The sequence below is a fragment of the Pseudomonas sp. 50_B genome (assembly GCF_017491625.1).
Classification (GTDB): domain Bacteria; phylum Pseudomonadota; class Gammaproteobacteria; order Pseudomonadales; family Pseudomonadaceae; genus Aquipseudomonas; species Aquipseudomonas danubii.
Genome location: NZ_JAFGYX010000008.1, coordinates 36908 through 60944, shown reverse-complemented (window position 1 = coordinate 60944; position 24037 = coordinate 36908). Strand labels below are relative to the sequence as shown.

Below are 24037 nucleotides of genomic sequence, written 5' to 3'. Positions count from 1 at the left end.
ATTGGGTTACTTGATGTTCCAGGCGTAATTGAACATCAGCCGTGTATCATCGGTGTCGCGAATGAAGTTCTTGGCATAGTTGGAGCGATAGTGTGCGGTGCGCAGGCGCACACTCAAGTTTTTCAGTGGGCCTTGTTGCACGACATAACGCAGTTCGTTATCCAACTCCCATGACTTGCCAATGGTTCGGGTTCCGGTGATTTCTGCATGGCTGCCGGATATATAGCGGCTGTTGATACTCAGTCCCGGCAAACCCAGGTTGGCGAAGTCATAGCCATAACGCAGTGCCCAGGAACGTTCCTTGGCATTGGCGAAGTCACCCAGTACCGATAAGTTGATCAAGTTGGCATCGGCGCCCAGGATGTTGGCATAACCGGTGTCTCCCAACATTCGCTGATAAGCCAGGCCAAGGCTGTGGCCTTTATAGGCATAGCCGAGCAGCCCCTGCAGAGCGCGGTTGTCGATCTTGCCGCCTTTGGCATTGCCATAGTCGTTCATCAGGCTCAAGCGCAGATCGCTGCTGAACGTCCCCGCGCCCCAGGGGCTCTTGTTGACCAGGGTGAAGACCTGCTGGCGGTAGATGTCCTGCAGTTGGGCGACATGCACCCGCGCCAGCCATTGCTTGTGGAACCGATAGTCGACGCCCGCCATGTCGAAGTGTTCTGCCGTGGCCCCCTGACCCTGGAAGCGCCGGTTCAAGGGGCTCAAGGTCAGCGGCGTGTACTGCGTGGCGTTGCGCTGCATGACCCGGCTCAGGCGCCCGGCGGTCAACTCCAGGTCATCGATTTCATTCGAGGTCAGCAGCCTGCCTTCGAAAATCTGCGGAAACAGGCGGCCGTCGTTGGGTTTCAAGGTTGGCAGTACCGGTGGCACCAGCGCGCCGAACTTGAACAGGGTCTTGCTGGCCTTGAGCTTCCCGGTCAGGGCCAGTTTCCAATAGTCATCCTCTGCCCGGCCATCGCGCCCCACCTTCAGCAGCCCGGTGCCGGTTCGGCCAGGCGCGGAGTCCAGCTTGATGCCGAGCATGCCGATGGCGTCGGCACCCACACCCAGGCGGCCCTCGGTAAACCCCGAGTCCAGGCGCAGGAGCAAACCTTGTGCCCATTCTTCGCGGGTGGGCGCGGTGCCTTCGCGATAGTCCCGATTGAAGTAATAGTTGCGCAGTTCCAGGCGCGCGCTGCTGTCTTCAAGCAGTTCGGCTTTTACCGGGATGGCCAGCAGCCCGGCGCAAATTAGGGTAGAGCGGTTGAGCCATCGTCGTGGCCAGTGTCTTGAAGGCATTTCATCGTCCTCTGTTTTTGTTGTTTTAGGAGAAAGGCGATTGGGGGCTGATGTGTTGAGTCTTTGCCGCTTTGTTTAAATCTGATGAAGGGTGGGTGAAGTTGTGGGTGTGGCTGTTTTGGGGTTGAAGTTAATGGGGGGAAGGCGTGTGGCTGTTTGTTGAATCGTTGCGTAATACCGGGGGTTCAAGGCCTAAAGACTAAGTTGGGGCTGGGGTTAAACAAGAATCATCAGTTCTGTGAATGGGGTGATAACTGAAGTTTTAAAATAATTACCTGTTTGCGTTTTTGTTTGTCATACAGGTACTTGTTAGAAGTGCTCTTTTATAGAGGGCTGCGTAGGAGTTTGTTAATTGTTTGGTAAGAGTTGTCCTGTTTAGGTAAAGAATTTGAGTAACTTACTTATTCAGGCGTGCCGTTGCGGACTTTGGCATAAGAAGGGGCCTACAGAGGCGGGTCAGGATCAAGCCGAACTTCAGCGCAGGAATGCCAGGCGGTAGTCCCCCGGTGTTCCACCCAGGGCCTGGCGGAAGCGATTGTTGAAGTGGCTGGCACTGGCAAAACCACAGGCCAGGGCAATCTCCCCCAGGGGCTGGGCAGTGCTGCGTAGCAGGTGCCGGGCCCGGCTCAGGCGTCGGGCCAGCACATACTGATGGGGCGGCAGGCCGAAGCTGGCGCGGAACATGCGGGCGAAGTGGTACTCCGACAGCGCACACAACCCCGCCAGTTGGCCCAGGCTCAGGGGCGCGTCCAGCTGGCTGTCGATGTAGTCCACCAGCAGGCGGCGCTGGTGCGCGGCCAAGCCGCCCTTGAGCCGGGCACCCTGGCGCAGGCCCACTTGATTGAGCAGGGCATGGCTGAGCATCTCGTGGGCCAGGCTGCTGGTGAGCAGGCGCTCGCCGGGCTCGTCCCAGTTCAGGCGGACCAGTTGCGTAAAGCGCCGGGTCTGCTCGGGGTCATCGACAAAGGTGCTTTCGCGCAGTTGCATTGCCCGGGGTTCGCGGTCCAGCAGGGTGACGCAACCCAGGGCGAATTGTTCGGGGCTGAAGTACACGTGGGCCAGGCGGATATCGCCGTTGATCACCCAGGCCGACTGGTGCTCGGCAGGCAGGATGCACAGCTTGCCCGGGCCGCCTTTGCTGCCCGGCTGATCGCGGCGAAAGGTGCCGGTGCCGCCGGCCAGGTAGCAGGACAGGGTGTGGTGGCCGGGTGCCTCATATTCCTGGGCGTCGTGATGGTTGCTCCACAAGGCGGCGGACAAGCCGTCTCCGAGCTCGGCGCTGTGCTCCAGGCGAGCATGGGGCGAGCGGTTCAAGGCTTGGAAGACTTGCAGGGTATCCAGTGCGGGCATGCTGTTCGAGTCGGCAAGGGGTCCGGTTTCCGGTGGTTCGCATGCTACTCCCTCGCCGGTTCGCCGCCAGCCCCGGGCCGATAAAAAGCGCAAGTTTATGCAAGCGCCCAAGGTCGGGCGGGCGGGACACTGCACGCCTTATAAAGGAGTCGCGCCATGAACCTATCGCTGTACCTGTTGACCGTGCTGATCTGGGGCACCACCTGGATCGCCCTGAAACTGCAACTGGGGGTGGTGGCGATTCCGGTGTCCATCGTCTATCGCTTCGCCCTGGCGGCCCTGGTGCTGTTCGTCCTGCTGCTGCTCAGTCGCAAGCTGCAGCCAATGAACCGCCGTGGCCACCTGATCTGCCTGGCCCAGGGCCTATGCCTGTTCTGCATCAATTTCATGTGCTTTCTGCACGCCAGCCAATGGATTCCCAGCGGCCTGGTGGCGGTGGTGTTTTCTACCGCGACCTTGTGGAACGCCTTGAATGCGCGAGTGTTCTTTGGCCAGAAGATCGCCCGCAACGTGCTGCTGGGCGGCGGCCTGGGCTTGCTGGGGTTGGGGCTGCTGTTCTGGCCGGAACTGGCAGGCCACAGCGCCAGTCCGCAAACCCTGCTGGGCCTGGGCCTGGCCCTGCTGGGCACCCTGTGTTTCTCGGCGGGCAACATGCTCTCCAGCCTGCAGCAGAAAGCCGGGCTCAAGCCCCTGACCACCAATGCCTGGGGCATGGCCTACGGCGCGACGATGCTGGCGGTGTATTGCCTGTCCCAGGGCATCGCCTTCGATGTCGAGTGGACCACCCGCTACATCGGCTCGCTGCTGTACCTGGTGATACCGGGTTCGGTGATCGGCTTCACCGCCTACCTGACCCTGGTGGGGCGCATGGGCCCGGAACGGGCGGCCTATTGCACGGTGCTGTTCCCGGTGGTGGCGCTGAACGTCTCGGCCTTTGCCGAAGGTTACCAATGGACCGCTCCGGCATTGGCCGGACTGGTGCTGGTGATGCTGGGCAACGTGCTGGTGTTCCGTAAACCCAAGGCTGCGCCAGCCTCTGTAGCCGCTGCCGAGCTTGCGAGGCTGCGAACGGCGGCGCAGCCGTCGCAAAACCAGGCGACCTGATGCTGCCGGGCTATCGCTGAAGGTCCTGCGGACCTTTTCGCAGCCTCGCAGGCTCGGCAGCGGCTACAGGGGGTGATAGGCAGTGGGTGGTCAGCCCTTCCACACTTGCGGGTTGACCAGGTCCTGCGGGCGTTCGCCCAAAAGGGCGCTGCGCAGGTTGCGCATGGCGCGTTCGGCCATGGCGTCACGGGTTTCATGGGTGGCCGAGCCGATGTGCGGCAGGGTCAGCGCGTTCTTCAGCTGGAACAGCGGCGATTCTGCCAACGGCTCTTTCTCGTACACATCCAGGCCGGCGCCGCGGATCTGGCCCTTCTGCAAGGCGTCGATCAACGCCGGCTCATCCACCACCGGCCCGCGGGAAATGTTCACCAGGATCGCGCTGGGTTTCATCAGGGCCAGTTCGCGGTGGCTGATCAGGTGCCGGGTCTGTTCGCTCAACGGCACCACCAGGCAGACGAAATCCGCCTCGACCAAGAGTTGCTCCAGGCTGCGGAACTGCGCCCCCAGTTCCTGCTCCAGGGCGGTCTTGCGGCTGTTGCCGCTGTAGAGGATCGGCATGCCGAAGCCCAAACGCCCACGGCGGGCGATGGCCGCGCCAATGTTGCCCATGCCGACGATCCCCAGGGTCTTGCCGTGCACATCGCAACCGAACAGTGCCGGGCCGACGCTGGCCTGCCATTGCCCGGCCTTGGTCCAGGCATCCAGCTCGGCCACCCGGCGAGCGCTGCCCATGAGCAGGGCGAAGGCCAGGTCGGCGGTGCTTTCGGTGAGCACGTCCGGGGTGTTGGTGAGCATCAGCCCGCGTTCGTTGAAGTAGTCCAGGTCGTAGTTGTCGTAGCCCACCGAGATGCTCGACACCACTTCCAGCTCCGCGGCGTTTTCCAGCTGTGCGCGTCCCAGTTTGCGGCCGACGCCGATCAGGCCGTGGGCCTGGGGCAGGGCTTCATTGAACTGCGCGGCGATGTCCCCGAGCTTGGGGTTGGGGACGATGACCTCGAAGTCCTGTTGCAGGCGTTCGGTCATCGCGGGGGTGATGCGGCTGAAGGCAAGTACCGTCTTTTTCATTGCGGGAAGACTCATCAGGCGGGAGAGAATGCCAAGCAAGCTAACATTCCCCACCGGCTTTTTGTAGCCGCTGCCGCAGGCTGCGATGGCTTGCACAGGGGCGGCCTGGTGGCCGCTCTGGAGGGTTCGGCGAGCGTTGCTCAGGCTGAGCCCGCGCAGCGCGGCTACAGGCCCCCGGATCAAGGGGGCGGGCTCAGGTGGCCAGGCGTGCGCCGCTCAGGCTGCCGCTCAGTTCATAGGCCGCCAGTTCCGCCTGGTGCGCGGCGAGGATCTCCGGCAGGGAGCCGCGCAGGTATTCGACCCAGGTCTTGATCTTGGCGTCCAGGTACTGGCGCGACGGGTAGATGGCGTACAGGTTCAACTCCTGGGAGCGGTACTGGGGCATGACCCGTACCAGGGTGCCGTTGCGCAGGCCTTCGATGGCGGCGTACACCGGCAGCACACCCACTCCCATGCCGCTGATGATCGCGGTCTTCATGGCGTCGGCGGAGTTCACCAGGAACGGCGAGCTGTTGATGGTCACCATCTCCTGGCCTTCCGGGCCGTCGAAAGCCCACTTCTCAAGCGGTATCACCGGGCTCACCAGGCGCAGGCAGGCATGGTTGAGCAGGTCGCTGGGTTTGTGCGGGCAGCCGTTGGCTTTCACGTAGGCCGGGGAGGCGCAGACGATGCTGTAGGTGATCCCCAGGCGCTGGGAGACGAACCCCGAGTCCGGCAGCTCGCTGGCCAGGACGATGGACACGTCGTAGCCCTCGTCCAACAGGTCCGGCACGCGGTTGGCCAGGGTCAGGTCGAAGGTCACGTCCGGGTGGGTCTTGCGGTAGCGGGCGATGGCGTCGATCACGAAGTGCTGGCCGATGCCGGTCATGGTGTGCACTTTCAATTGCCCGGCGGGGCGGGCGTGAGCGTCGCTGGCCTCGGCCTCGGCTTCTTCGACGTAGGCCAGGATCTGCTCGCAGCGCAGCAGGTAGCGCTTGCCGGCTTCGGTCAGGGCGATACGGCGGGTGGTGCGGTTGAGCAGTCGGGTTTGCAGGTGAGCCTCAAGATTGGAGACTGCGCGCGAGACGTTGGCCGTGGTGGTGTCCAGTTGCACGGCCGCGGCGGTGAAACTACCGGCTTCGGCGACGCAACTGAAGGCGCGCATGTTTTGCAAAGTGTCCATGGGGTGCTCTCTGGGGAGATGGCAAATTGTGACACGAAGTTACGGGGGCTTGGATAGGCGACCAAGGGATTATCGCGTTTACGGTAACAAAGATTCACAGGAATCCCACCTTATCGCCGCCACGGGCGCCCCCTAGAATTGCGCCGATCCGTAGGAGCCGGTTTGCCGGCGATCCGCGCAACGCGGTTTAGCAGGCGTATCGCTGCGCCGGCCAGCCGATGCCTACGAGAGAAATACTCCCCCCCGATCTTCAGGAATTCGCAGCAGTGCCGCGTCGCATCAGCAGAGGGTTCAAGACCCTCAGTGTTTGGGCTTTATCGTTAGCAATCAGCGGCTGCATCGGAACCGGAGGCATTGCCCCACAAGGCAAGACACTTCCCGCTAATACACTGGCCACCGACGAGGCGATAAAGAGCGCCGCGCAAGAGGCCCATTGGCCCAGTGCCCAGTGGTGGCAGGCCTATGGCGACCCGCAGCTGAACCGCTGGATCACCCTCGCCGTACAAGACAGTCCGAGCCTGGCCATGGCCGCCGCCCGGGTGCGTCAGGCCAAGGCCCTGGCCGGTATTGCCGAGTCCGCCGAGTCGCTGCAGATCAAGGGCGACGCCACCCTCAAGCGCCACAACTGGCCCACCGATCAGTTCTACGGCCCCGGCGCCCTGGCCAACAGCACCACCTGGGACAACAACGCCGCCCTGGGCTTGAGTTATGCCCTGGACCTCTGGGGCCGGGAAAGCAACAGCACCGAGCGCGCCGTCGACCTGGCCCACATGAGCGTGGCCGAAGCCCGCCAGGCCCAGCTGGAACTGGTGAACAACGTGGTGCGCAGCTATATCCAGCTGTCCCTGCACTTCGCCCAGCGCGATATCGTCGCCGCCACCCTGAAGCAGCAGCACCAGATTCTCGAACTGGCGCAACGGCGCCTGGACGGCGGCCTGGGCACCCATTTCGAAGTCAGCCAGGCCGAGGCGCCGCTGCCGGAAACCCATCGCCAGCTGGACGCCCTGGACGAAGCAATCGCCCTGACCCGCAATCAACTGGCGGCCCTGGCCGGCAAGGGCCCGGGGGAGGGCGCGCAACTGCAGCGACCGAGCCTGTCCCTGGGCGCCGCGCTGAAACTGCCCTCGGCCCTGCCCGCCGAACTGCTGGGCCAGCGCCCGGACGTGGTCGCCAGCCGCTGGCAAGTGGCGGCCCAGGCCCGTGGCATCGATGTGGCCCACGCCGGCTTCTACCCCAATGTCGACCTGGTGGGCAGCATCGGTTTCATGGCCACCGGCGGCGGGGCCCTGGAGTTCCTCACCGGCAAGAAACTCAACTACAACGTCGGCCCGGCCATCAGCCTGCCGATCTTCGACGGCGGGCGGCTGCGCTCGGAACTGGGTGAAGCCGCGGCCGGCTACGACCTGGCCGTGGCCAGGTACAACCAGACCCTGGTGGACGCGCTGAAAAGCATCTCCGACCAGTTGATCCGCCGCGAGTCCATGGACAAGCAGCAGGCCTTCGCCGCCGAGTCGGTGGCTGCGGCGCAGAAGACCTACGACATCGCCACCGTGGCCTTCCAGCGCGGCCTGACCGACTACCTGAATGTGCTCAACGCCCAGAGCCTGCTGTTCCACCAGCAGCAGATCCAGCAACAGGTGCAGGCCGCGCGCCTGACCGTCCAGGCGGACCTGGTCACGGCCCTGGGCGGCGGGCTTGAAGCCGGCCGTGACGTCCCTGCGGAAAATCGCACCCAGGCACCCAAGACCCCCGCGGCTCTGGCCGTGTTCGACCACTGAAGCAGGCCCTCATGACTTCCTTGCCCGCCCCTTTGCGCTGGCTGTACTCCCTGGAATGGCGCCGGGGTTTCTTCGACTGGGCGCGCAGCGACGGCGTGACCTGGGTGTATATCTTCAAGGTCCTGGCCGCCGCGTTCCTCACCCTGTGGCTGGCCATGCGCCTGGAGTTGCCGCAACCGCGCACGGCGATGATCACCGTGTTCATCGTCATGCAGCCGCAGAGCGGCCAGGTGTTCGCCAAGAGTTTCTACCGCTTTCTCGGCACCCTGACCGGCTCGGCGGTGATGGTGGCGCTGATCGCCCTGTTCGCCCAGAACACCGAGCTGTTCCTCGGCTCACTGGCGATCTGGGTCGGCATCTGCTCGGCCGGTGCCGCGCGCTACCGCAACTTTCGCGCCTACGGTTTCGTGCTGGCCGGCTACACCGCGGCCATGGTCGGGCTGCCGGCCCTGGCTCACCCGGAGGGCGCCTTCATGGCGGCGGTGTGGCGGGTGCTGGAGATCTCCCTGGGGATTCTCTGCTCGACCCTGGTCAGCGCCGCGATCCTGCCGCAGACCGCCAGCGCCGCCATGCGCAACGCCCTGTACCAACGCTTTGGGGTGTTCGCCCTGTTCGTCACCGACGGCCTGCGCGGGCGCAGCCAGCGCGACAGCTTTGAAAGCAGCAACGTGCGCTTCATTGCCGAGGCCGTGGGCCTGGAAGGGCTGCGCAGCGTCACCGTGTTCGAAGACCCGCACATGCGCCGGCGCAATGGCCGCCTGAGCCGCTTGAACAGCGAATTCATGGGCATCACCACGCGTTTCAACGCCCTGCACCAGTTGCTCGAACGCCTGCGCAGCAGTGGCGCCGACCATGTGGTGGCGGCGATCAAACCGGGCCTGCAGGACCTGGCAGAACTGCTTGACGGTTTCTCCGGCCGGGCCCTGACCAGCCCCGATGCGGGGCGCCTGGCCACGGCCCTGGCGGCCTACAAGAGCGAGCTGCCGGCGCGGGTGCGCAGCCTGCGCACGGCCTTCCAGGAGAGCGGTCCGAGCGATGCCGAGCAGCTGGATTTCCACACCGCCTACGAGCTGCTGTACCGCTTCGTCGACGAGATGCACAGCTACGCCCAGACCCACGCATCCCTGGCCGACCACAGTCACGAACGGGAGCGCTGGGACGAGCCCTACACGCCGCAGACCAACTGGCTGGCCTGCGCCGCTTCGGGCATCCGCGCGGCCTTTGTGCTGGTGGTGCTGGGCAGCTACTGGGTGGCCACCGCCTGGCCCAGCGGCGCCACCATGACCCTGATCGCCGCCGCCACCATCGGCCTGTCCGCCGCGACGCCGAACCCCAAGCGCATGGCCTTCCAGATGGCCTGCGGGACCTTGATCGGGGCCCTGGTGGGCTTCGTCGAAATGTTCTTCGTGTTCCCCTGGATCGACGGCTTCCCGCTGCTGTGCCTGATGCTGGCGCCGGTGATCGTGCTCGGCTCATTCCTCGCCTCGCGGCCCAAGTACGCCGGGGTCGGCCTGGGGCTGCTGATCTTCTTCAGCACCGGCTCGGTGCCGGACAACCTGACGGTCTACAACCCCTACACCTTCATCAACGACTACATCGCCATGGTCATGGGCATGCTGGTCTGCGCCGCGGCCGGGGCGATCATCCTGCCGCCCAACAGCCGCTGGCTGTGGCGGCGCCTGGAGCAGGACCTGCGCGGCCAGGTGGTGTACGCCATCAGCGGCAAGCTCAAGGGCCTGGCGTCGAGTTTCGAGAGCCGCACCCGCGACCTGCTGCACCAGGCCTATGGCCTGGCGGTGGGCCAGCCCAAGGTGCAGAGCGAACTGCTGCGCTGGATGTTCGTGGTGCTGGAAGTCGGCCACGCCATCATCGAGTTGCGCAAGGAACAGGCGATCCTCCCGGTGCACCCGGCCTATGCCGAATCCCAGCCGTGGCGCCAGGCGATCCGGGTCATGGGCCGCTCATTGGTGCGGCTGTTCCTGCAACCGAGCCAGAGCAACCTGGAACGCGGGCTGATCGCCGTGGACCACGCCATCAGCCGGGTCCAGGCCACCGACGAACCCTTTGCCCCGCACTTCGACACCTCGGCCCTGCGCCGGGTCAAGAGCTACCTGCACTTCATCCGCACTTCACTGCTCGACCCGCAATCGCCGCTGGCGGCCTATGCCGTGGCCAAGCCGGCGGCGCCTGCCCCCCAAGGACTTGACCATGCCTCGTGAAATCGCCTTCCACGGCGTTTACATGCCCACCATGACCCTGATGTTCTTCATCGCCGCGGCCCTGGCCTGGGCCCTGGACCGGTTCATTTCCGGCTATGACCTGTATCGCTTCTTCTGGCACCCGGCGCTGCTGCGCCTGAGCCTGTTCTGCTGTCTGTTCGGCGCCATGGCGCTCACTGTCTACCGTTGAGATTCGCCCAATGAAAAAGTTTTTCAGCCTGCTCGCCACCCTGCTCGTGCTGGCCCTGGCCCTGTGGATCGGCCGTACCCTGTGGGAGCACTACATGTACACCCCCTGGACCCGTGACGGCCGGGTGCGGGCGGACATCATCAACGTCGCCGCCGACGTCACCGGTGAAGTGGTGGACGTGCCGGTCAAGGACAACCAGCTGGTGCACAAGGGCGATCTGCTGATGCAGATCGACCCCGAGCACTACCAGATCGCGGTCAAGCAGGCGCAATCGCTGGTGGCCTCGAAGAAGGCCACCTGGGAGATGCGCAAGGTCAACGCCAAGCGCCGTGCCGACCTGGACAACCTGGTGATCTCCAAGGAAAACCGCGACGACGCCGGCAACATCGCCGACTCGGCCCTGGCCGACTACCAGCACGCCCAGGCGCAGCTGGAAGCGGCGGAGCTCAACCTCAAACGCACCCAGGTGCGCGCGGCGGTGGACGGCTACGTCACTAACCTCAACGTGCACCGCGGCGACTACGCACGCATCGGCGAGCCGAAGATGGCGGTGGTCGACATGAACTCGTTCTGGGTCTACGGCTTCTTCGAAGAAACCAAGCTGCCCCACGTGCGCGTGGGGGATAAAGCGGACATGCAACTGATGAGCGGCGAAGTGCTCAAGGGCCACGTGGAAAGCATTTCCCGCGGCATCTACGACCGCGACAACCCGGAAAGCCGCGAACTGATCGCCGACGTCAACCCGACCTTCAACTGGGTGCGCCTGGCCCAGCGCGTGCCGGTGCGCATCCACATCGATGAAGTGCCGGAAGGCGTGCTGCTGGCGGCGGGCATCACCTGCACCGTCATCGTCAACCCCGAGCCCCTGTAAGAGCTGGCTTGCCAGCGAAAGCGCCGGCAGGGGCGATGCAAGGCTCGCGGGCCTCTTCGCCGGCAAGCTGGCTCCTACGAGGGAGGCATCGGCTGTAGGAGCTGGCTTGCCAGCGAAAGCGTCGGCATGGGTGATGCGAGGCTCGCGGGCCCTTTCGCCGGCAAGCCGGCTCCTACGACAGTGGGGGCGACGGTTATTTGTAGGTTTTCTGCATGATCGCCAGGGACTTCTTCGCCGTGGCTTCCAGACCGTCGTTGACGTGGTTGATCGCGGCCACCAGCTTCGGGTTCTGCAGCACGTCGACACCGGGGTAACGCTGCTGGGCCAGGCGCGAGACGATGATGTACTGGGTCACCGCGTAATGCAGATCGAACTTGCCGCTGTCCCGGGCCTTGGCAATGGCCGCTTTGACAAAGGCCTGGCGCTCGGCCGTGGTCATGCCCTGGAACAGGTCGGGGAGATCGAAATGGATCTCGGCCGAGAAAATCGCCACCTCCTCATCTCGTGCTTCGTCGTACATCACCTGCTTGCTGGTCACGCGCTTCTTGAGGTCGGCAAAGCGCTGTTCGCCTTCGGCCAGTTGCTCTGGGCTCATCTTGCCTTTCAGGGCATCCAGCTGGCTGGTGTCCTCGGTGTTGTCGATGACTTTCAGCCAGGCGTAGGCCTTCACCAGATCGCCGGACTCTTCGGCGGCGTCGGCCAGGCTCTGCTGCGGTTCCGGGTTGCCGTGCAGCGCCGAGCGTTCCAGCCAGCGCAGGGCCAGGTCCCGGTCCTTGGGAATGTCCTTGTCGCCGAACCAGTAGGTGGCGTACATGCCGTACTCGGCGCACCAATCGTTCTGCGACGCCGAGTAGGCGATGTAGTTGAACGACTCGCGGTCGCGCTCGGCCTTGGGCTTGTCCGTTTCCTGGTCAGTGGTGGTGGACAGGTAGCAGAAGGCCCGGGTGTAGTGCGGCGCGGCCATGGCGAAGCAGCCCTTGGCGTTCTTGTAGTCCTCGATCTCGTTCAGCTTGTAACCGATGCCGTACAGCAGATCGGCCTCCATGGCCGGGTTGCAGTATTCGTTGCTGCTGACCTTGGGCAAGACGCTGTCCAGCGTCAGCTTGGGCAGGGTGTCATTCAGTTCGGGGACTTTCGGTTCGGTGTTTTCCGGAGCTGTGGAGGCGCAGGCCGCCAGCAAGACAGCCAAGGCCAGTGGCAGCGCGTTGAACAATTTCAATGGGTATTCCCTGATCGGCGAATGAAAAGGCGCGCATGAAATCAGGCTGGGACGGGGGAAGGAGGAGCGTTAGCCATTCCGTGCTTGGGTGTCGACGCCAGCGATTCCATGCTGCATGAGCCCTAGGGGCTCAAGGTCGCGCATTCTACTGGGATTGAGAGGGCGTACAACCCAAACCGCGGCATCTGGTTGACCGCGGCAAGGGGACCTGAGGCCTTGAGCGGATGACACCTCGGCGACGGCTTCAACAGCGCTAGCGCCGCCGCTCCCGTTCTGACTTGCGCTTGGCCAGAATGGTTTTGGCCTTGGCTACGCTGTCTTCCACGCTCAGGTCATCGTCCTCCAGCACGGCCTGCAGCGCCGGGTCTTGCCACAGGTCCACGGCCGGGCCGGTGCTTTGCACCAGGCGGGAAATCAAGGCGTAGGCCACCAGTTGGCCGCGGGTGTGGAACTTCGGGTGGCGCTCCTGCATGTCCACCAACTGGGCGACGAACGCATGCCGTTGCTCAGGCGACATGCCCGCGAATACTTCCGGGTAGCTGAAGTACAGATCCCCTGTGCCCAGGGCGATGAGGTCCTGGCGCAGCGCCTGCTCAATCTCCTGTTTCGGCGTGAGTTGACCGAGCAATCGGGTGTAATGCTGCTCGCCTTCGGCCAACTGCTGAGGGCTCATCTTGCGTTTCAGCGCTGCGAGCGTTTGGGCGTCATCCAGGGTTCGGGCCCAGGCGAAGGCCAGCGGCAAATTGTCCTGTTCGTTGCTGCGCACCATCTCCTGTTGCGAGTCCTGGTCGCCGTGCCGAGCGGCGCGTTCCAGCCAGGCCATGGCCAATGCCTTGTTCGGGCGCTGGTCCAGCTTGCCGACGTTATAGATGTGGTACAGGCCCGCTTCCGCACAGGATTCATTGTGCTGGGCGGCGTAGGCGATGTAGTTGAAGGCTTCGCTTTTGTCGTAGTCCTTCTGCCTGGAACCGACAATCCCGCCCAGGATGCACAGGCTCATGGTGTTGTGGGGGGCGGCCATGATCAGGCAGGCGCGGGCCATCTGTATGGCCTGGCTTGCCAGCAGGGTACGGCTTGCGCCATGCCGCACCTCGTCCTCATTGATCAGTCGGATGCCGAGGCCGACCAGCCGTTCGCTGTCCATCTCCGGTGAGCAGTACGGGTTGGCCTCGACCTTGGGCAGGATCTGTTCCAGGCTCAGGTCCGGCAGGGTGGCATTGAGTTTTTCGTCCGGTGACGAGGCATTGCAGCCCAGTAGCAGAGTGAGGATGGCCAAGGGCAGCAGGCTACGAGATTTCAATGAAGAGTCCCTGAGGTTCAATCGTAAAAGGCAGGACGCCAAGAGGGCATGAGCAGGGGCGGGGTGCAGCCGTTGCGTGCCTGAGGTGCCGCTTCCCTGGAATTTGAGTGCGGGCATTCTATGGGCATCGGCGCGGCATACAACGGTGTCATGCAACGGATGCCCTGCGTGGGGTGCTCAGAGCTTGGCGTTCAAGCCAAACCGCTTCATCAGTCCCTTCTCCAGCCAACCCTTGGGCAGCAGGTTGGCCAGCAGCGGCAGGGCGCGGCTGCCATTGCCCAGGCGCACCAGGCGCGGCGGGTTGTCCTGCTGCACGGCCTTGAGCAAGCCGGCGGCAAATTCGCTGGCGGGGGTCGGCTTGTCCTGGGAGGCCTTGGCCCGGGCGCGGATGCCCTCGCGCAGGGGCCACCAGGGCGATTGTTCGTTGAGCAGCTGTTCGGCTTCATGCCCGGCGTTCTTGGCGAAGCTCGATGCAATGGCCCCGGGCTGCACTTCCATGACCCGGATGCCGAACGGCGACAGCTCCATGCGCAGGGCGTCGCTCAAGGCATGCACCGCGGCCTTCGAGGCGCAGTAGGCGCCGGCAAACGGCGTCACCAGCACCCCGGACACACTGCCGATATTCACCACCAGGCCACGGCTGCGGCGCAGCACCGGGAACATCGCCCGGGTCACCCCGACCACCGAGAACACATTGGTTTCGAACTGGCGCTGCATGGCTTGCACACCGCCATCCAGCAGCGGGCCCATGGCGCCGTAGCCGGCGTTGTTGATCAGCACATCCAGGCCGCCGTATTGCTGGTTGATCTCCTCGCTCAAGGCGCTCAGGGCCGGGGCGTCATTCACGTCCAGTTGCACGGCCTTGAAACCGGCGTCTTGTAGGGTGTTCACGTCCTCGGCCTTGCGAGCGGTGGCGAGCACGGTGAAACCGGCGCCCTTGAAGGCATCTGCCAGGGCGCGGCCGATGCCGCTGGAACAACCGGTGATCAACGCTACGGGCATGGCGCGGTCCTTGTGCTGGGTGAGGGGAGGGGCGAATCAGTCGGAGAAACTACCCTGTAGACGCTCGGCGCGAAACTCCAGGGTTTGCGGGCGATAGCCGGGGCGCAGCGGTGGCAGCGGCAGGCAGTCCTGCCAGTTGGCGCCGGCCTGCAACTCGCCGGGGCCACGGTAGCGCGGGGCGCTGTACTGGTTGTCGGCGAGGTTGACGGTATCCCCCGGGGCATAGGCGGCGACCCGCCAGCGCAGTTCCACCAGGGGCACCTTGTTGCCGTTGTTGAGCTTGACCTGCAGCGGCCGGTCGGCGGGGCAGTGGTCCGGCGCGTAGCTCAGGCGCAGCTCCAGGCGCGCCAGTTGCTGGGCTTCGCGGTTGTCCAGCCAGACCACCCAGCAGGCCACCAGGGCCAGGCCGAACGCAGCGGCCAGGGACACAGGAAGGGCTTTGGCGGGGTAGCGCAGAAGCAGGATCAGCCAGGTGATGACCAGCAGAACGCCGATGAACATGAGGTGAGCCTCGGGGAAAAGGAGGGGACATCCTACCTAAGCGTAGGTGGGGTTGGCGATGGAGGAGGGCTGTTGTGACGTTATCCACAGGCCTGGTTTTGATGGGGGTGTTAGGGACAATAGAAGGTCTGTTAAAGCGGATTTATGCCGATAGTGGACATCATGTGGTCCACTCTGGTGCCCGCCCGAGCGGGTGGTTGGCATGCTCCCGGGGCCTCTATTCACTCCTGGAACACCTTTACCGGGACTGGAAAATGCTCAGGTTCTAAGGGCTGCAAACATCGAACGAGGCGAATGCTAGCTGAAGGGGTGGACTCCGCTTTCGACTGTGAAGAGTGCTGGTGCCAAGGACGAGACATGCCCGTGGTGGCGATCTATGAGGTGTATAATCTCCGGGCTTTGGCATCAATCATGGGGCGATGATGGACGTATCACTGCAGCAGATTTTGCAAACTGCACAGATCAGCGATCTGAAGAAGCTGGGGACGTTTCTTGAGGTCAAACGCTTTGTCGAAACTCAGCTCTATTTGAAGTTAGGGGCAAATGGCTGGAGCTCTTTATCTTTGAAGTTGAAGCGCCTCAGTGCCCTCGCAGAAGAGGGGCGAGAGTGCGAACGTGCGCTCAGTGATGCCTTGCCCTATCCGGTTGTACGCAATGAAGTTTCAAAAAGAATCGGCTTCAGGATGTGCGCCAGGAATGTTGCAGAACTAAGAGACGCTTTGTCCTTGTTGTCGAAATGCGCTGTTCGTCCTAGGTTTGATCCTTACGAACGTTTCGAAAAGAACAAGCTTAAAAACTTTGTAAGCAGTTCAAGACTGGAAGGCATAGACATACCGATCTTCGACGAAAAAGCCTCGTTGGAAAAAGTCTTGGCCAAGCATGGAAGACCGTTGAATAGATAAATACGACGCTTCTCATGATCATTACTGCTACCCCGCCTCCTCAGTGCTTAAAAACAAGCTGAATATCCAGGAAATGGCCGCCCTTGAGGCGGCGGAGAGGGACATCACCGCGCTGACCGTCAGTCGGGTTCGCTATGTTGCTCCGCCCTACAGCCTGGAGAATCTCAAGCTGCTGCATCGACAGTTGTTTTCCGACCTCTATGCCTGGGCGGGAGAGATAAGAAATGTTGATATCTCCAAGGGCGGGACGCGTTTCTGTAACTGCGGAAGAATCGAGGCGGAAGCCCTGAAGATTTTTTCCAATCTTCAAGAAAACAACTGGCTGAGTGGACTTGAACGAAACGATTTCTGTGAAAAGTTGGCGGAATTCTACTGCGAGCTGAACATGATTCATCCGTTTCGCGAGGGCGATGGCCGAGTCCAGCGGATCTTCTTTGAACACCTCGCGCTATCGGCCGGTTACGAACTGGACTGGGAAGAGGTCAGCCAGGATGAGTGGCTTGAAGCGAATATCAATGGCGTCTATGTGAACTACGCGCCCATGGCAGAGATCTTCAAGCGCATCGTCACTGCCTAAAACCTCCTATCGAAGTTGGCCGCAATGGCCTGCTTGTTCTGGCGTGCTACGGCGTGCCGCCATCCTAAACATTCCCAACACCCATGGCTTGGACATAAACGGCGACGCCTTCGTCGTTGCTGCGTGTCGAACCCGGACTAGCCTTTGAGCGTCGCAGCACACTCAGCGACCGGGCTTGGTAACTCGTTCTGATACAGGCGCAACAGCGCCGCATTTCACTTGTGCAATGGCAGCTGTGCGTGGGAGGGGGCGTCCCTGCCGGGTTCCTGTATCTCCGGTTTACCAACCTGCACGCAGCTGCCACCCCTCCGCTTGGTAACCCGTTTTGATGCAGCTGCAGCAGCGTCCCATTTCGCTATGGCAGGCGGGTTGTGCGCCTGCGCATTCGTGCAATGGCAGCTGTGCGTGGAAGGGCTTCGTCCCTGCCGGGTTCCTGTATCTCCGGTCGACCAATCCACGCACGGCTGCCACCCATTCGTTTGGTCGCGAACGTGGCAGTCCTCACTTTGATACGGGAGGTTCAATCATGTGCGCTATCAAAACCTCGGGCTTCGTCACCTTCGGTTCCTGTGGTGATGCCGATCAGTCCCTGTTCCGCGTCAATGCCGACGTGCCTCTGCAGCAGGCGCTGGAGCACGCGTCGACCCTGCTGTACTACGCCAAGAAATTCGCTCTGGATGCGGCCATGGAAGACCAGGGCGAGCGTTACGCCTGGGCCGCGCATTTCCTGGCGGAAATGGGCAAGGCGGTGATCGATGACGTGGGATTGGGAATGAAGGACGAGGTGTTGCAGGCCTGATCGATGTTTCTTGATCAGGGAGTCGAAAGGGCGCTACGTCTTCGTGGGAGGGACGCGGCGCTTTTTTGCTTCTTGTAGCCGCTGCCGCAGGCTGCGAACGACCGCGCAGCGGGCGCAGGGGGCTCAAGATCGCAGAAGGTCCTTCGGCCCTTTTCACAGCCTGCGGCAGCGGCTACAAAAATCCCCCTGTCCAAGTGCCTGCGGATAGGGGACGCCGGCACCTGGAAAGGGGGAGCACAAAGGTCTTGCTAGCACGACTCCCTGCTTTTACTTGCAGCTTGCCGCTTGAAGCTTACGGCTGCTTCTACTTGCCGCTGTTACTGGGCGATGGTCTTCACCGAGACGCCACGTTCCACCGGCGTCGAGCGCCCGTAGATATCCTCAAACCGCTCGATATCGTCCTCGCCCAAATAACTGCCCGATTGCACTTCGATGATCTCCAGCGGGATCTTGCCCGGGTTGCGCAGGCGGTGCACCGAGGCAATCGGGATGTAGGTGGATTGGTTCTCGGTGAGCAGGAACACGTTCTCGTCACAGGTGACTTCGGCGGTGCCGCTGACCACGATCCAGTGTTCGGCGCGGTGGTGGTGCATCTGCAGCGATAGGCAGGCCCCCGGCTTGACCGAGATGTGCTTGACCTGGAAGCGCCCGCCCATGTCCACCGAGTCGTAGGAGCCCCACGGGCGGTAGACCTCGCAGTGGTTCTGGGTTTCGCTGCGGCCCTGTTCGTTGAGGGTGTTGACCATCTGTTTTACCCCTTGGACCTTGTCCTTGTGGGCAATCATCATGGCGTCCTTGGTTTCTACGACGACGATGTTGTCCAGGCCGATCACCGACACCAGCTTGCCGTTGCCGTGGATCATGCAGTTGTGGCTGTCCTGGATCACCACATCGCCTTTGCTGACGTTGCCGTTGGCGTCTTTTTCATGCACGTCCCACAGCGACGACCAGCAGCCGACATCGCTCCAGCCGGCGCTCAGTGGCACCACGCAGGCGCGTTGGGTCTTTTCCATCACCGCGTAGTCGATGGAGTTGTCCGGGCAGCAGGCGAAGGTGGCTTCGTCGATGGTCACGGTGTCCGCGTCCTGCTGGCTGCGTTCCAGGGTCAGGAGGCAGGTGTCGTAGATGTCCGGGTCGTGTTTCTTCAGCTCTTCGAGGAAGCGGCTGGCGCGGAACAGGAACATGCCGCTGTTCCAGAAGTAGCCGCCGGCCTGGACGAACTCGGTGGCGCGTTTTTCGTCGGGCTTCTCGACGAACTGCGCGACCCGGCTGATGCCCTCCGGCAGCAGCGCATCGTTGCTGGACTTGATGTAGCCATAGCCGGTTTCCGGTTTGGTCGCCGGCACGCCGAACAGCACCATTTCGCCCCGCTCGGCGGCCACGGTGGCCAGGGCCAGGGCCCGTTGCAGGGCTTTCTGATCGTCCAGGACGTGGTCGGCGGGCAGCACCAGCATCAGTTCGTCACGGCCTTCGTTGACCAGCATCATCGCGGTCAGGGCCACGGCCGGGGCGGTGTTGCGGCCGAAGGGCTCCATGAGGATGCGCTGGGACTCGAGCTTACGGGCTGCCAGTTGCTCGTTGACGATGAAGCGGTGGTCCTTGTTGCAGACCACGATCGGGGTGTCCATGCCTTCGAACACCAGGCGCTCCAGGGTTTGCTGGAACAGCGTGTGTTCGCCGGTCAGGGCGAGGAATTGCTTGGGGAATTGCTTGCGCGAAAGCGGCCAAAGACGTGAGCCGCTACCACCTGACAAGATCACCGGAATCATGTTGTTACTCCTTCAAACATCGTATGGGTTAGAGCTACTGCGTTCTGTCGTTTCACTCTTGTTTTTGTCTCGGTGTAGCCGCTGCCGAGGTACGAGGCTGCGCTGGGCTGCGAAGCGGCCCCGGAGGGCGGTCCTGCGGACCGCGTCGCAGCCTCGGGCCTCGGCAGCGGCTACAGGTCTTAACGGGTGGAGACGGGGCGTTTCACCCACACCGGCGACAGGTTGCTGCCGTTGCCGGTGACGTAGAGCACCGCCGCTTCGCCGCGCTCCAGGGCCACGGGCTTGAGGTCGCTGACTTTTTTATCGCCGTCGTACAGGGCGAAGCTGACCTTCACCGGGTTGATTTCGCGCTCGCCGCGGCCTTTGGCAGCCACCGCCTTGACCACGTCGGTCTTGCCGTCGGCGGTCTTCAGGGTCAGGGCCTGGTCGCTGAGGTTCTGTACCCGCACCAGGGATTTCTGCTTGTTCTTGAACGGCGGTTCTTCGATCAGTTGCGGCTGGCCGCTGGCGTTGTTGACCAGGGTGTAATAGTGATCGGCGGCCAGTTTCACCGGCACGCTCTGGCTGCCCACCTTGGCGGTGTAGTCGCCGCCGGGCATGAAGCTGAAGTCGCTGCTGGCCAGGGGCGCGACGTCGTTGACGTTGGTGCTGCCCACCGTGGCGCTGACTTCGCTGTTGCTGGCGTTGTACAGGCGCACGAAGGTCGAGCCCTTGGGCGCGGTGGGGCCGTACAGCGCGGCGTCGCCACCGGCGAAGGCGGACAGGGACAGGACGCTCATGCCGGCAGCCAGGGTGATTGCTTGGGCGAGACGGCGAGGAGTAGTGATGAAAGTCATGAGTGTTACCTCTTTGTTCAGTTTTGCGCCCGGTCGGGCGTCTCGGATTTCGAAGTGTTGCTGGCCAGGTTTTGCTGGCGAGCACCGGCTTGCTTGAGCGCTGCGACCCACTGCGGGTCGGCGTCGCCGATTTCGTTGTTCACAGGCAGATAGCGTTCAGGGAATTCCCAGATCAGCACCTGGGGCGGGTGGTTCTTGAAGTCGTCGCTTTTCAGGTAGCTGAGCATCGGCAGGATCGGGCCGTGGCCGTCTTCGGCGTAGCTCAGGACGTCGCTGTGCAGGGCCTGTTTCAGGGCGCCGACGAAGTTCCAGTTGGGGTTGGCGCTGTAGCTGGTGCCCACCAGGGTCACCGGCACTTCGTGGTCGGCGAACAGCGCGTCGTCGGCGGCCGGCTGTTCCTCGCTGGCGCGGGTCACGCGCTTTTGCAGGGGCTCTTCGGCCGGCATCAGGTTGTCGAACAGCGGGTCCAGGGGCAGGAAGCGCCGCAGGTCACCCTGGTGCTTCACGGTCTCTTGGGTCTCGGTGACGAAGCGTTGTGGCTGACCGCTGAGCGGGGTCTTGGCGGCGATGGCCTGGGCCAACTGGCGAGCGACGACTTCGGCGCCTGCCGGGGTCCAGTGGGTGTCGGTACGCAGGAACACTTGCTGGCCCTGTTGCTTGGCCTGTTGCAGGGGGCCCAGCAGGTCGGGGGCAAGGATCTTGTTGGCGGCGACCCGGGCATGGAAGTCCTGGTAGAGGTTGGCGTGAATGCGCGCCGGGCGCACCTCGTCCAGGTGCTCCGGGTACAGGCGCGCCTTGGCCGGAATGATGGCCATCACCAGTTTCACTCCGTGCTCTTTCAAGGTCTGGCGCACGCCTTCCACCAGGGCGTAGTTGCCTTGCAGGTTGAGCTCCTCGTTGACCACGGGGTTGAACTCTTCATCGCTGTACAGCCACTGGTCGCGGCCCAGTACCACCCCGGGGCGGCCTTCGTTGAACAGCTTGAAGTCCAGGGCGGCCCACAGGTTGGTGCCCAGGCGCTTGATCGGGAACTGGTCGTCGTAGTGGGTTTCCACGGCCTTGGCCCAGCGCCCGTTGAGCACGGTGGCGTCATTGTTGGTGCTGAAGCCGAAGAAGCTGCGCACCGACCACAGCCCCAGCGCCAGCAGGGTCACCAGGAACAGGGCGATGTAGAACACACGTAATGAGCGGGTCATGGGCAGATCCCTCAGAACTGGAAGTAAAGGAACGGCGAGAAGCTTTGCGCCGAGAGTTTGAGAATCGAGGCGATGAACAGCAGCAGCACCAGGGCGCGCATCACGTAGCGCGACCAGTCGGCGCTCCAGTAGGCCGGTTGCACCTGGGCCTCGGTGCCGACGATGTAGCCGGGCTGGTGAATGCTGCCGGGGGTGTCCCCGGGCACTGCCTTGATCAGGCCGGGCTGGGCGCTGGCCGGGCCGTCGGCGGGGCTAGCGACGTCGGGCTTGGCCTTGACCGGTGCCGGGTTGCGGTACAGGTCACGCAGGCCGAAGAACGCCAGGGTGGCGTAGGCCAGGATCAGGGTCGCCACTTGCAGGCCGGTGAGGCTGGCGCGATTGAGTTCCGACAGCGACCAGTCGCCAAAGCTGAACATGGCGCCGTACATGCGCCCGGCCACGTGCAGGTTCTCGGCACGGAAGATCACCCAGCCCATCACCACCAGCAGGAAGGTCAGGGCCCAGCGCACCGGGTTCAGGCTGCGTGGAGTGGTGTTGATGCCCAGGGCCTTTTCGATGGCCAGCCACATGCCGTGCCAGGCGCCCCAGACGATGTAGGTGATGTTCGCACCGTGCCACAGGCCACCGAGCAGCATGGTCAGGAACAGGTTGCGGTAGGTGATCAGGGTGCCTTTGCGGTTGCCGCCCAGGGTGATGTACAGGTAGTCGCGCAGCCAGGTGGACAGGCTGATGTGCCAGCGCCGCCAGAACTCGGTGATCGACTGGCTGATGTAGGGCTGCTTGAAGTTTTCCATGAAGCGAAAACCCATCATCAAGCCCAGGCCGATGGCCATGTCGCTGTAGCCGGAGAAGTCGAAGTACAGCTGCGCGGTGTAGGCCAGGGCGCCGAGCCAGGCATCGCCCGTGGTGGGGTTTTGCAGGGCGAAGCAGTGGTCGGCGACCACCGCCAGGGTATCGGCGATGAACACTTTCTTGATGAAGCCCTGCATGAAGCGAGTGCAGCCTTCGGAGAACTTGTCCAGGGTGTGGGTGCGATTGTTGAACTGGTCCGCCAGGTCGCGAAAGCGCAGCACGGGGCCGGCGATCAGGTGCGGGAAGATCGCCACGAACGCCGCGAAGTCGATGAGGTTGCGGGTGGCCGGGGTGTCGCCGCGGTAGACGTCGATGATGTAGCTGATGGACTCGAAGATGTAGAACGAGATGCCGATCGGCAGCAGGATGTGGGTCAGGATGAACGGTTCCAGACCGTAGGAGGTCATGATCGCGTTGATGCTGTCCACGCCGAAGTTGGCGTACTTGAAGTAGCCGAGGATGCACAGGTCGACGCCGACGCCGAGCAGCAGCCAGCGTTGGGCCGGCTTGGTGCGGACCCCGGCGGCGCCGACTTTCAGGCCGATCCAGTAGTTCCACAGGGTGACCCCGGCGAACAGCGCCAGGAAGTCCACGCGCCACCAGGCATAGAACACGTAGCTGGCGATCAGCAGCAGCAGGTTGCGATAGCGTTGCCCGCTCAAGTAGTACAAGCCGAGAAAGATCGGCAGGAACAGGAACAGGAACACATTGGACGAGAAAACCATCCCGATCTCTCCATGTTTAACCAATAGTCAGAGGCCGCAGCCCCCCCAAACCCCCCCCGTGAAAAACCGCGGGGGCGTATTGCATTCATGACGCTCTCTGTCGCCGCTGCCGAGGCACGAGGCTGCGATGGGCTGCGAAGCGGCCGCCCTGGCGGCGGTCCTTTGGACCGCGTCGCAGCCTTGTGCCTCGGCAGCGGCTACAGGTGTTGCTGTTACGGGCCCTTGCTGCCTTTTTCGTGGGTCGGGTCGTAGACCTTGGTCAGGTCGCCGCCCAGGCGGAAGGTCTTGAACGGCTGCATCTTGTGCTTGCGTTCCAGCACATCCGGGGCGCAGGTGTAGAGGCTGCAGTAGGGTTCCAGCCAGGCGAATTTGGAGTCGACCTTGAGGTCGGTCATGTCCTGGGCCTTGCCGTTTTTCTGCTCGAAGGTGTCCGGGTCTTTCACCCCAGCCAGCACTCGCTCGCCCAGGCGCTTGAGCGCGCCGTTGTTTTCCTGGCGCAGGTCGACGCCGTTGACCTGGGCGAAGCTGGCGATCATCGCCAGCGGCGGCAAGGCGTAGTTGTGGTACGCCAGGGCCCGTTGCTGGCGCTTGAGTTCGTTGGGCAAAAAGCCGTCGGCGTCGACCTGGTGGGCGCCGACCTTGTATTCCTTCACGGCCCAGTCGAACAGGTCGCGGCGGTTGGTGGCCACGGCGGTGGCCATCACCGACCAGGCGGCCCAGTAGGAGTGGTTGTTGGTCTTGTCCAGGGGCAGGTTGTCCCAGTCGCTGACTACCTGGTCGGCCATCTTGCTGAACCAGGCCTCGATCTTCTGCGCCTGTTCCTGGTGGCTGGCCAGGGGGTGGGAGTCGGAGAACTTCAGCCGCAGGTAGGCCGAGGCCATGCTGCCCAGGGCCCATTTGCGCATGGACTTGCCGGTGTGGTTGAAGTCCTTGGACATCAGCGCGTCGGCCTGGGCCCAGGCGCTGAGCCAGGCGAGGGTGCAGTCCAGTTGCTCCGGGCGGCCGTCGCGCATGAACTGCATGACCCGCTTGCTGGTGCCGCGCTCGATCTTGGTGATGTCCGCGGTGGTGTCGCGAAAGGCCTGTTCGGACTGCACGTTGAGGGTGGCCCGGGCCTTGTCCGAGCCTTCGTACTTGCTGCGAAACTGCAGGGCGCCGGTGTAGGGCGCGGGCATGGCGTCGCAGCCTTCGCTGTCGTCACCGCTCTTGAACTTGTCCACCGGGGCGTAATAGCCCTGGGGCGGACGCAGCGGCGCGGCGGCCTGGGCGCTGCCGGTGAGCATGGCCAGCCCCAGCAGGCTGGGTATCAACAGGCGTTTCAGGTGTGTGCTTTGCATAG

At 63.3% G+C, this 24037-nt stretch carries 21 protein-coding genes; 8 read left to right on the top strand and 13 right to left on the bottom strand.

The features are described 5' to 3' along the window. Positions 1–6 precede the first annotated feature (6 nt). Both J5M73_RS13340 and J5M73_RS13335 read right to left on the bottom strand, forming a co-directional pair. Positions 7–1281 carry an OprD family porin gene (locus J5M73_RS13340; RefSeq protein ID WP_207815773.1) on the bottom strand — a complete coding sequence of 425 codons (1275 nt, stop codon included), beginning with the start codon at positions 1279–1281 and terminating at the stop codon, positions 7–9. A gap of 474 nt (positions 1282–1755) precedes the next feature. Then, complete coding sequence (locus J5M73_RS13335) at positions 1756–2631, bottom strand: AraC family transcriptional regulator (protein ID WP_207815770.1); 876 nt, start codon at positions 2629–2631, stop codon at positions 1756–1758. Positions 2632–2787: 156 nt separating this feature from the next. On the opposite strand from J5M73_RS13335, the gene J5M73_RS13330 reads away from it, so the two are divergent. Next, positions 2788–3735, top strand: coding sequence for a DMT family transporter (locus J5M73_RS13330; protein WP_102861224.1), 948 nt, complete (start codon positions 2788–2790; stop codon positions 3733–3735). A 90-nt stretch (positions 3736–3825) separates the two neighbouring features. On the opposite strand, the gene J5M73_RS13325 is transcribed toward J5M73_RS13330, so the two are convergent. Continuing rightward, positions 3826–4800 (bottom strand): D-glycerate dehydrogenase, encoded by a 975-nt coding sequence (locus J5M73_RS13325; RefSeq protein ID WP_207815767.1) that lies wholly within the window; start codon positions 4798–4800, stop codon positions 3826–3828. Positions 4801–4993: 193 nt separating this feature from the next. Next, positions 4994–5962 (bottom strand): LysR family transcriptional regulator, encoded by a 969-nt coding sequence (locus tag J5M73_RS13320; protein ID WP_102861226.1) that lies wholly within the window; start codon positions 5960–5962, stop codon positions 4994–4996. A 266-nt stretch (positions 5963–6228) separates the two neighbouring features. Here J5M73_RS13320 and J5M73_RS13315 point away from each other — a divergent pair, with 266 nt between their 5' ends. From J5M73_RS13315 to J5M73_RS13300, 4 genes are read left to right on the top strand one after another with little or no spacing between them, the layout of a single operon-like run. Next, complete coding sequence (locus J5M73_RS13315; protein WP_207815766.1) at positions 6229–7740, top strand: efflux transporter outer membrane subunit; 1512 nt, start codon at positions 6229–6231, stop codon at positions 7738–7740. Positions 7741–7751: 11 nt separating this feature from the next. Further along, positions 7752–9959 (top strand): FUSC family protein, encoded by a 2208-nt coding sequence (locus J5M73_RS13310; RefSeq protein ID WP_207815765.1) that lies wholly within the window; start codon positions 7752–7754, stop codon positions 9957–9959. Then, on the top strand, positions 9949–10149 hold the full coding sequence (locus J5M73_RS13305) for a DUF1656 domain-containing protein (RefSeq protein ID WP_007930063.1): 201 nt from the start codon (positions 9949–9951) through the stop codon (positions 10147–10149). Before J5M73_RS13310 ends, J5M73_RS13305 begins: the two co-directional genes overlap by 11 nt. A gap of 10 nt (positions 10150–10159) precedes the next feature. Then, on the top strand, positions 10160–11020 hold the full coding sequence (locus J5M73_RS13300) for an HlyD family secretion protein (protein ID WP_115581645.1): 861 nt from the start codon (positions 10160–10162) through the stop codon (positions 11018–11020). Between the two features lie 193 nt (positions 11021–11213). Here the strand turns inward: J5M73_RS13300 and J5M73_RS13295 are convergent, their stop codons facing one another. The 4 genes from J5M73_RS13295 to J5M73_RS13280 form a co-directional block, all read right to left on the bottom strand. Then, complete coding sequence (locus tag J5M73_RS13295) at positions 11214–12239, bottom strand: sel1 repeat family protein (RefSeq protein ID WP_242553901.1); 1026 nt, start codon at positions 12237–12239, stop codon at positions 11214–11216. 253 nt (positions 12240–12492) lie between these two features. Further along, a complete protein-coding gene (locus tag J5M73_RS13290; protein WP_243433790.1) occupies positions 12493–13539 on the bottom strand; it encodes a sel1 repeat family protein in 1047 nt (348 codons plus the stop codon). 177 nt (positions 13540–13716) lie between these two features. Beyond that, a complete protein-coding gene (locus tag J5M73_RS13285; RefSeq protein ID WP_207815764.1) occupies positions 13717–14541 on the bottom strand; it encodes an SDR family oxidoreductase in 825 nt (274 codons plus the stop codon). A 36-nt stretch (positions 14542–14577) separates the two neighbouring features. Continuing rightward, positions 14578–15042 carry a multidrug transporter gene (locus J5M73_RS13280; RefSeq protein WP_102861233.1) on the bottom strand — a complete coding sequence of 155 codons (465 nt, stop codon included), beginning with the start codon at positions 15040–15042 and terminating at the stop codon, positions 14578–14580. Between the two features lie 422 nt (positions 15043–15464). Between J5M73_RS13280 and J5M73_RS13275 the strand changes: the two genes are divergently transcribed. From J5M73_RS13275 to J5M73_RS13265, 3 genes are all read left to right on the top strand, one after another. Further along, positions 15465–15944: a YhfG family protein gene (locus J5M73_RS13275; protein WP_180988522.1), complete on the top strand. Its 480-nt coding sequence runs from the start codon at positions 15465–15467 to the stop codon at positions 15942–15944. After that, positions 15937–16521, top strand: a complete 585-nt coding sequence (locus tag J5M73_RS13270) for a putative adenosine monophosphate-protein transferase Fic (protein ID WP_102861235.1) — start codon at positions 15937–15939, stop codon at positions 16519–16521. The genes J5M73_RS13275 and J5M73_RS13270 overlap by 8 nt, the downstream gene beginning before the upstream one ends. Positions 16522–17047: 526 nt before the next feature. After that, positions 17048–17320 carry a DUF3077 domain-containing protein gene (locus tag J5M73_RS13265; protein WP_102861236.1) on the top strand — a complete coding sequence of 91 codons (273 nt, stop codon included), beginning with the start codon at positions 17048–17050 and terminating at the stop codon, positions 17318–17320. 317 nt (positions 17321–17637) lie between these two features. Here J5M73_RS13265 and J5M73_RS13260 read toward each other — a convergent pair whose 3' ends face one another. The 5 genes from J5M73_RS13260 to J5M73_RS13240 all read right to left on the bottom strand — a co-directional run bounded on the left by J5M73_RS13260 (position 17638) and on the right by J5M73_RS13240 (position 24035). Continuing rightward, positions 17638–19089 (bottom strand): mannose-1-phosphate guanylyltransferase/mannose-6-phosphate isomerase, encoded by a 1452-nt coding sequence (locus J5M73_RS13260; RefSeq protein WP_102861237.1) that lies wholly within the window; start codon positions 19087–19089, stop codon positions 17638–17640. Between the two features lie 179 nt (positions 19090–19268). Further along, positions 19269–19925 (bottom strand): alginate O-acetyltransferase AlgF, encoded by a 657-nt coding sequence (locus J5M73_RS13255; protein WP_047301872.1) that lies wholly within the window; start codon positions 19923–19925, stop codon positions 19269–19271. 17 nt (positions 19926–19942) lie between these two features. Then, positions 19943–21121: an alginate O-acetyltransferase gene (locus J5M73_RS13250; RefSeq protein ID WP_102861238.1), complete on the bottom strand. Its 1179-nt coding sequence runs from the start codon at positions 21119–21121 to the stop codon at positions 19943–19945. A gap of 11 nt (positions 21122–21132) precedes the next feature. Beyond that, positions 21133–22698: an MBOAT family protein gene (locus J5M73_RS13245; RefSeq protein WP_207815763.1), complete on the bottom strand. Its 1566-nt coding sequence runs from the start codon at positions 22696–22698 to the stop codon at positions 21133–21135. A gap of 212 nt (positions 22699–22910) precedes the next feature. Then, positions 22911–24035 carry a mannuronate-specific alginate lyase gene (locus J5M73_RS13240; RefSeq protein ID WP_207815757.1) on the bottom strand — a complete coding sequence of 375 codons (1125 nt, stop codon included), beginning with the start codon at positions 24033–24035 and terminating at the stop codon, positions 22911–22913. Between the last annotated feature and the right edge of the window lie 2 nt (positions 24036–24037).

Coding starts and splice junctions, on each gene's coding strand:
- J5M73_RS13245 (WP_207815763.1), bottom strand. CDS start 22,698: ATGGTTTTCTCGTCCAATGTGTTCCTGTTCCTGTTCCTGCCGATCTTT.
- J5M73_RS13305 (WP_007930063.1), top strand. CDS start 9,949: ATGCCTCGTGAAATCGCCTTCCACGGCGTTTACATGCCCACCATGACC.
- J5M73_RS13330 (WP_102861224.1), top strand. CDS start 2,788: ATGAACCTATCGCTGTACCTGTTGACCGTGCTGATCTGGGGCACCACC.
- J5M73_RS13260 (WP_102861237.1), bottom strand. CDS start 19,089: ATGATTCCGGTGATCTTGTCAGGTGGTAGCGGCTCACGTCTTTGGCCG.
- J5M73_RS13250 (WP_102861238.1), bottom strand. CDS start 21,121: ATGACCCGCTCATTACGTGTGTTCTACATCGCCCTGTTCCTGGTGACC.
- J5M73_RS13320 (WP_102861226.1), bottom strand. CDS start 5,962: ATGGACACTTTGCAAAACATGCGCGCCTTCAGTTGCGTCGCCGAAGCC.
- J5M73_RS13255 (WP_047301872.1), bottom strand. CDS start 19,925: ATGACTTTCATCACTACTCCTCGCCGTCTCGCCCAAGCAATCACCCTG.
- J5M73_RS13335 (WP_207815770.1), bottom strand. CDS start 2,631: ATGCCCGCACTGGATACCCTGCAAGTCTTCCAAGCCTTGAACCGCTCG.
- J5M73_RS13285 (WP_207815764.1), bottom strand. CDS start 14,541: ATGCCCGTAGCGTTGATCACCGGTTGTTCCAGCGGCATCGGCCGCGCC.
- J5M73_RS13240 (WP_207815757.1), bottom strand. CDS start 24,035: ATGCAAAGCACACACCTGAAACGCCTGTTGATACCCAGCCTGCTGGGG.
- J5M73_RS13280 (WP_102861233.1), bottom strand. CDS start 15,042: ATGTTCATCGGCGTTCTGCTGGTCATCACCTGGCTGATCCTGCTTCTG.
- J5M73_RS13265 (WP_102861236.1), top strand. CDS start 17,048: ATGTGCGCTATCAAAACCTCGGGCTTCGTCACCTTCGGTTCCTGTGGT.
- J5M73_RS13310 (WP_207815765.1), top strand. CDS start 7,752: ATGACTTCCTTGCCCGCCCCTTTGCGCTGGCTGTACTCCCTGGAATGG.
- J5M73_RS13325 (WP_207815767.1), bottom strand. CDS start 4,800: ATGAAAAAGACGGTACTTGCCTTCAGCCGCATCACCCCCGCGATGACC.
- J5M73_RS13275 (WP_180988522.1), top strand. CDS start 15,465: ATGGACGTATCACTGCAGCAGATTTTGCAAACTGCACAGATCAGCGAT.
- J5M73_RS13340 (WP_207815773.1), bottom strand. CDS start 1,281: ATGCCTTCAAGACACTGGCCACGACGATGGCTCAACCGCTCTACCCTA.
- J5M73_RS13300 (WP_115581645.1), top strand. CDS start 10,160: ATGAAAAAGTTTTTCAGCCTGCTCGCCACCCTGCTCGTGCTGGCCCTG.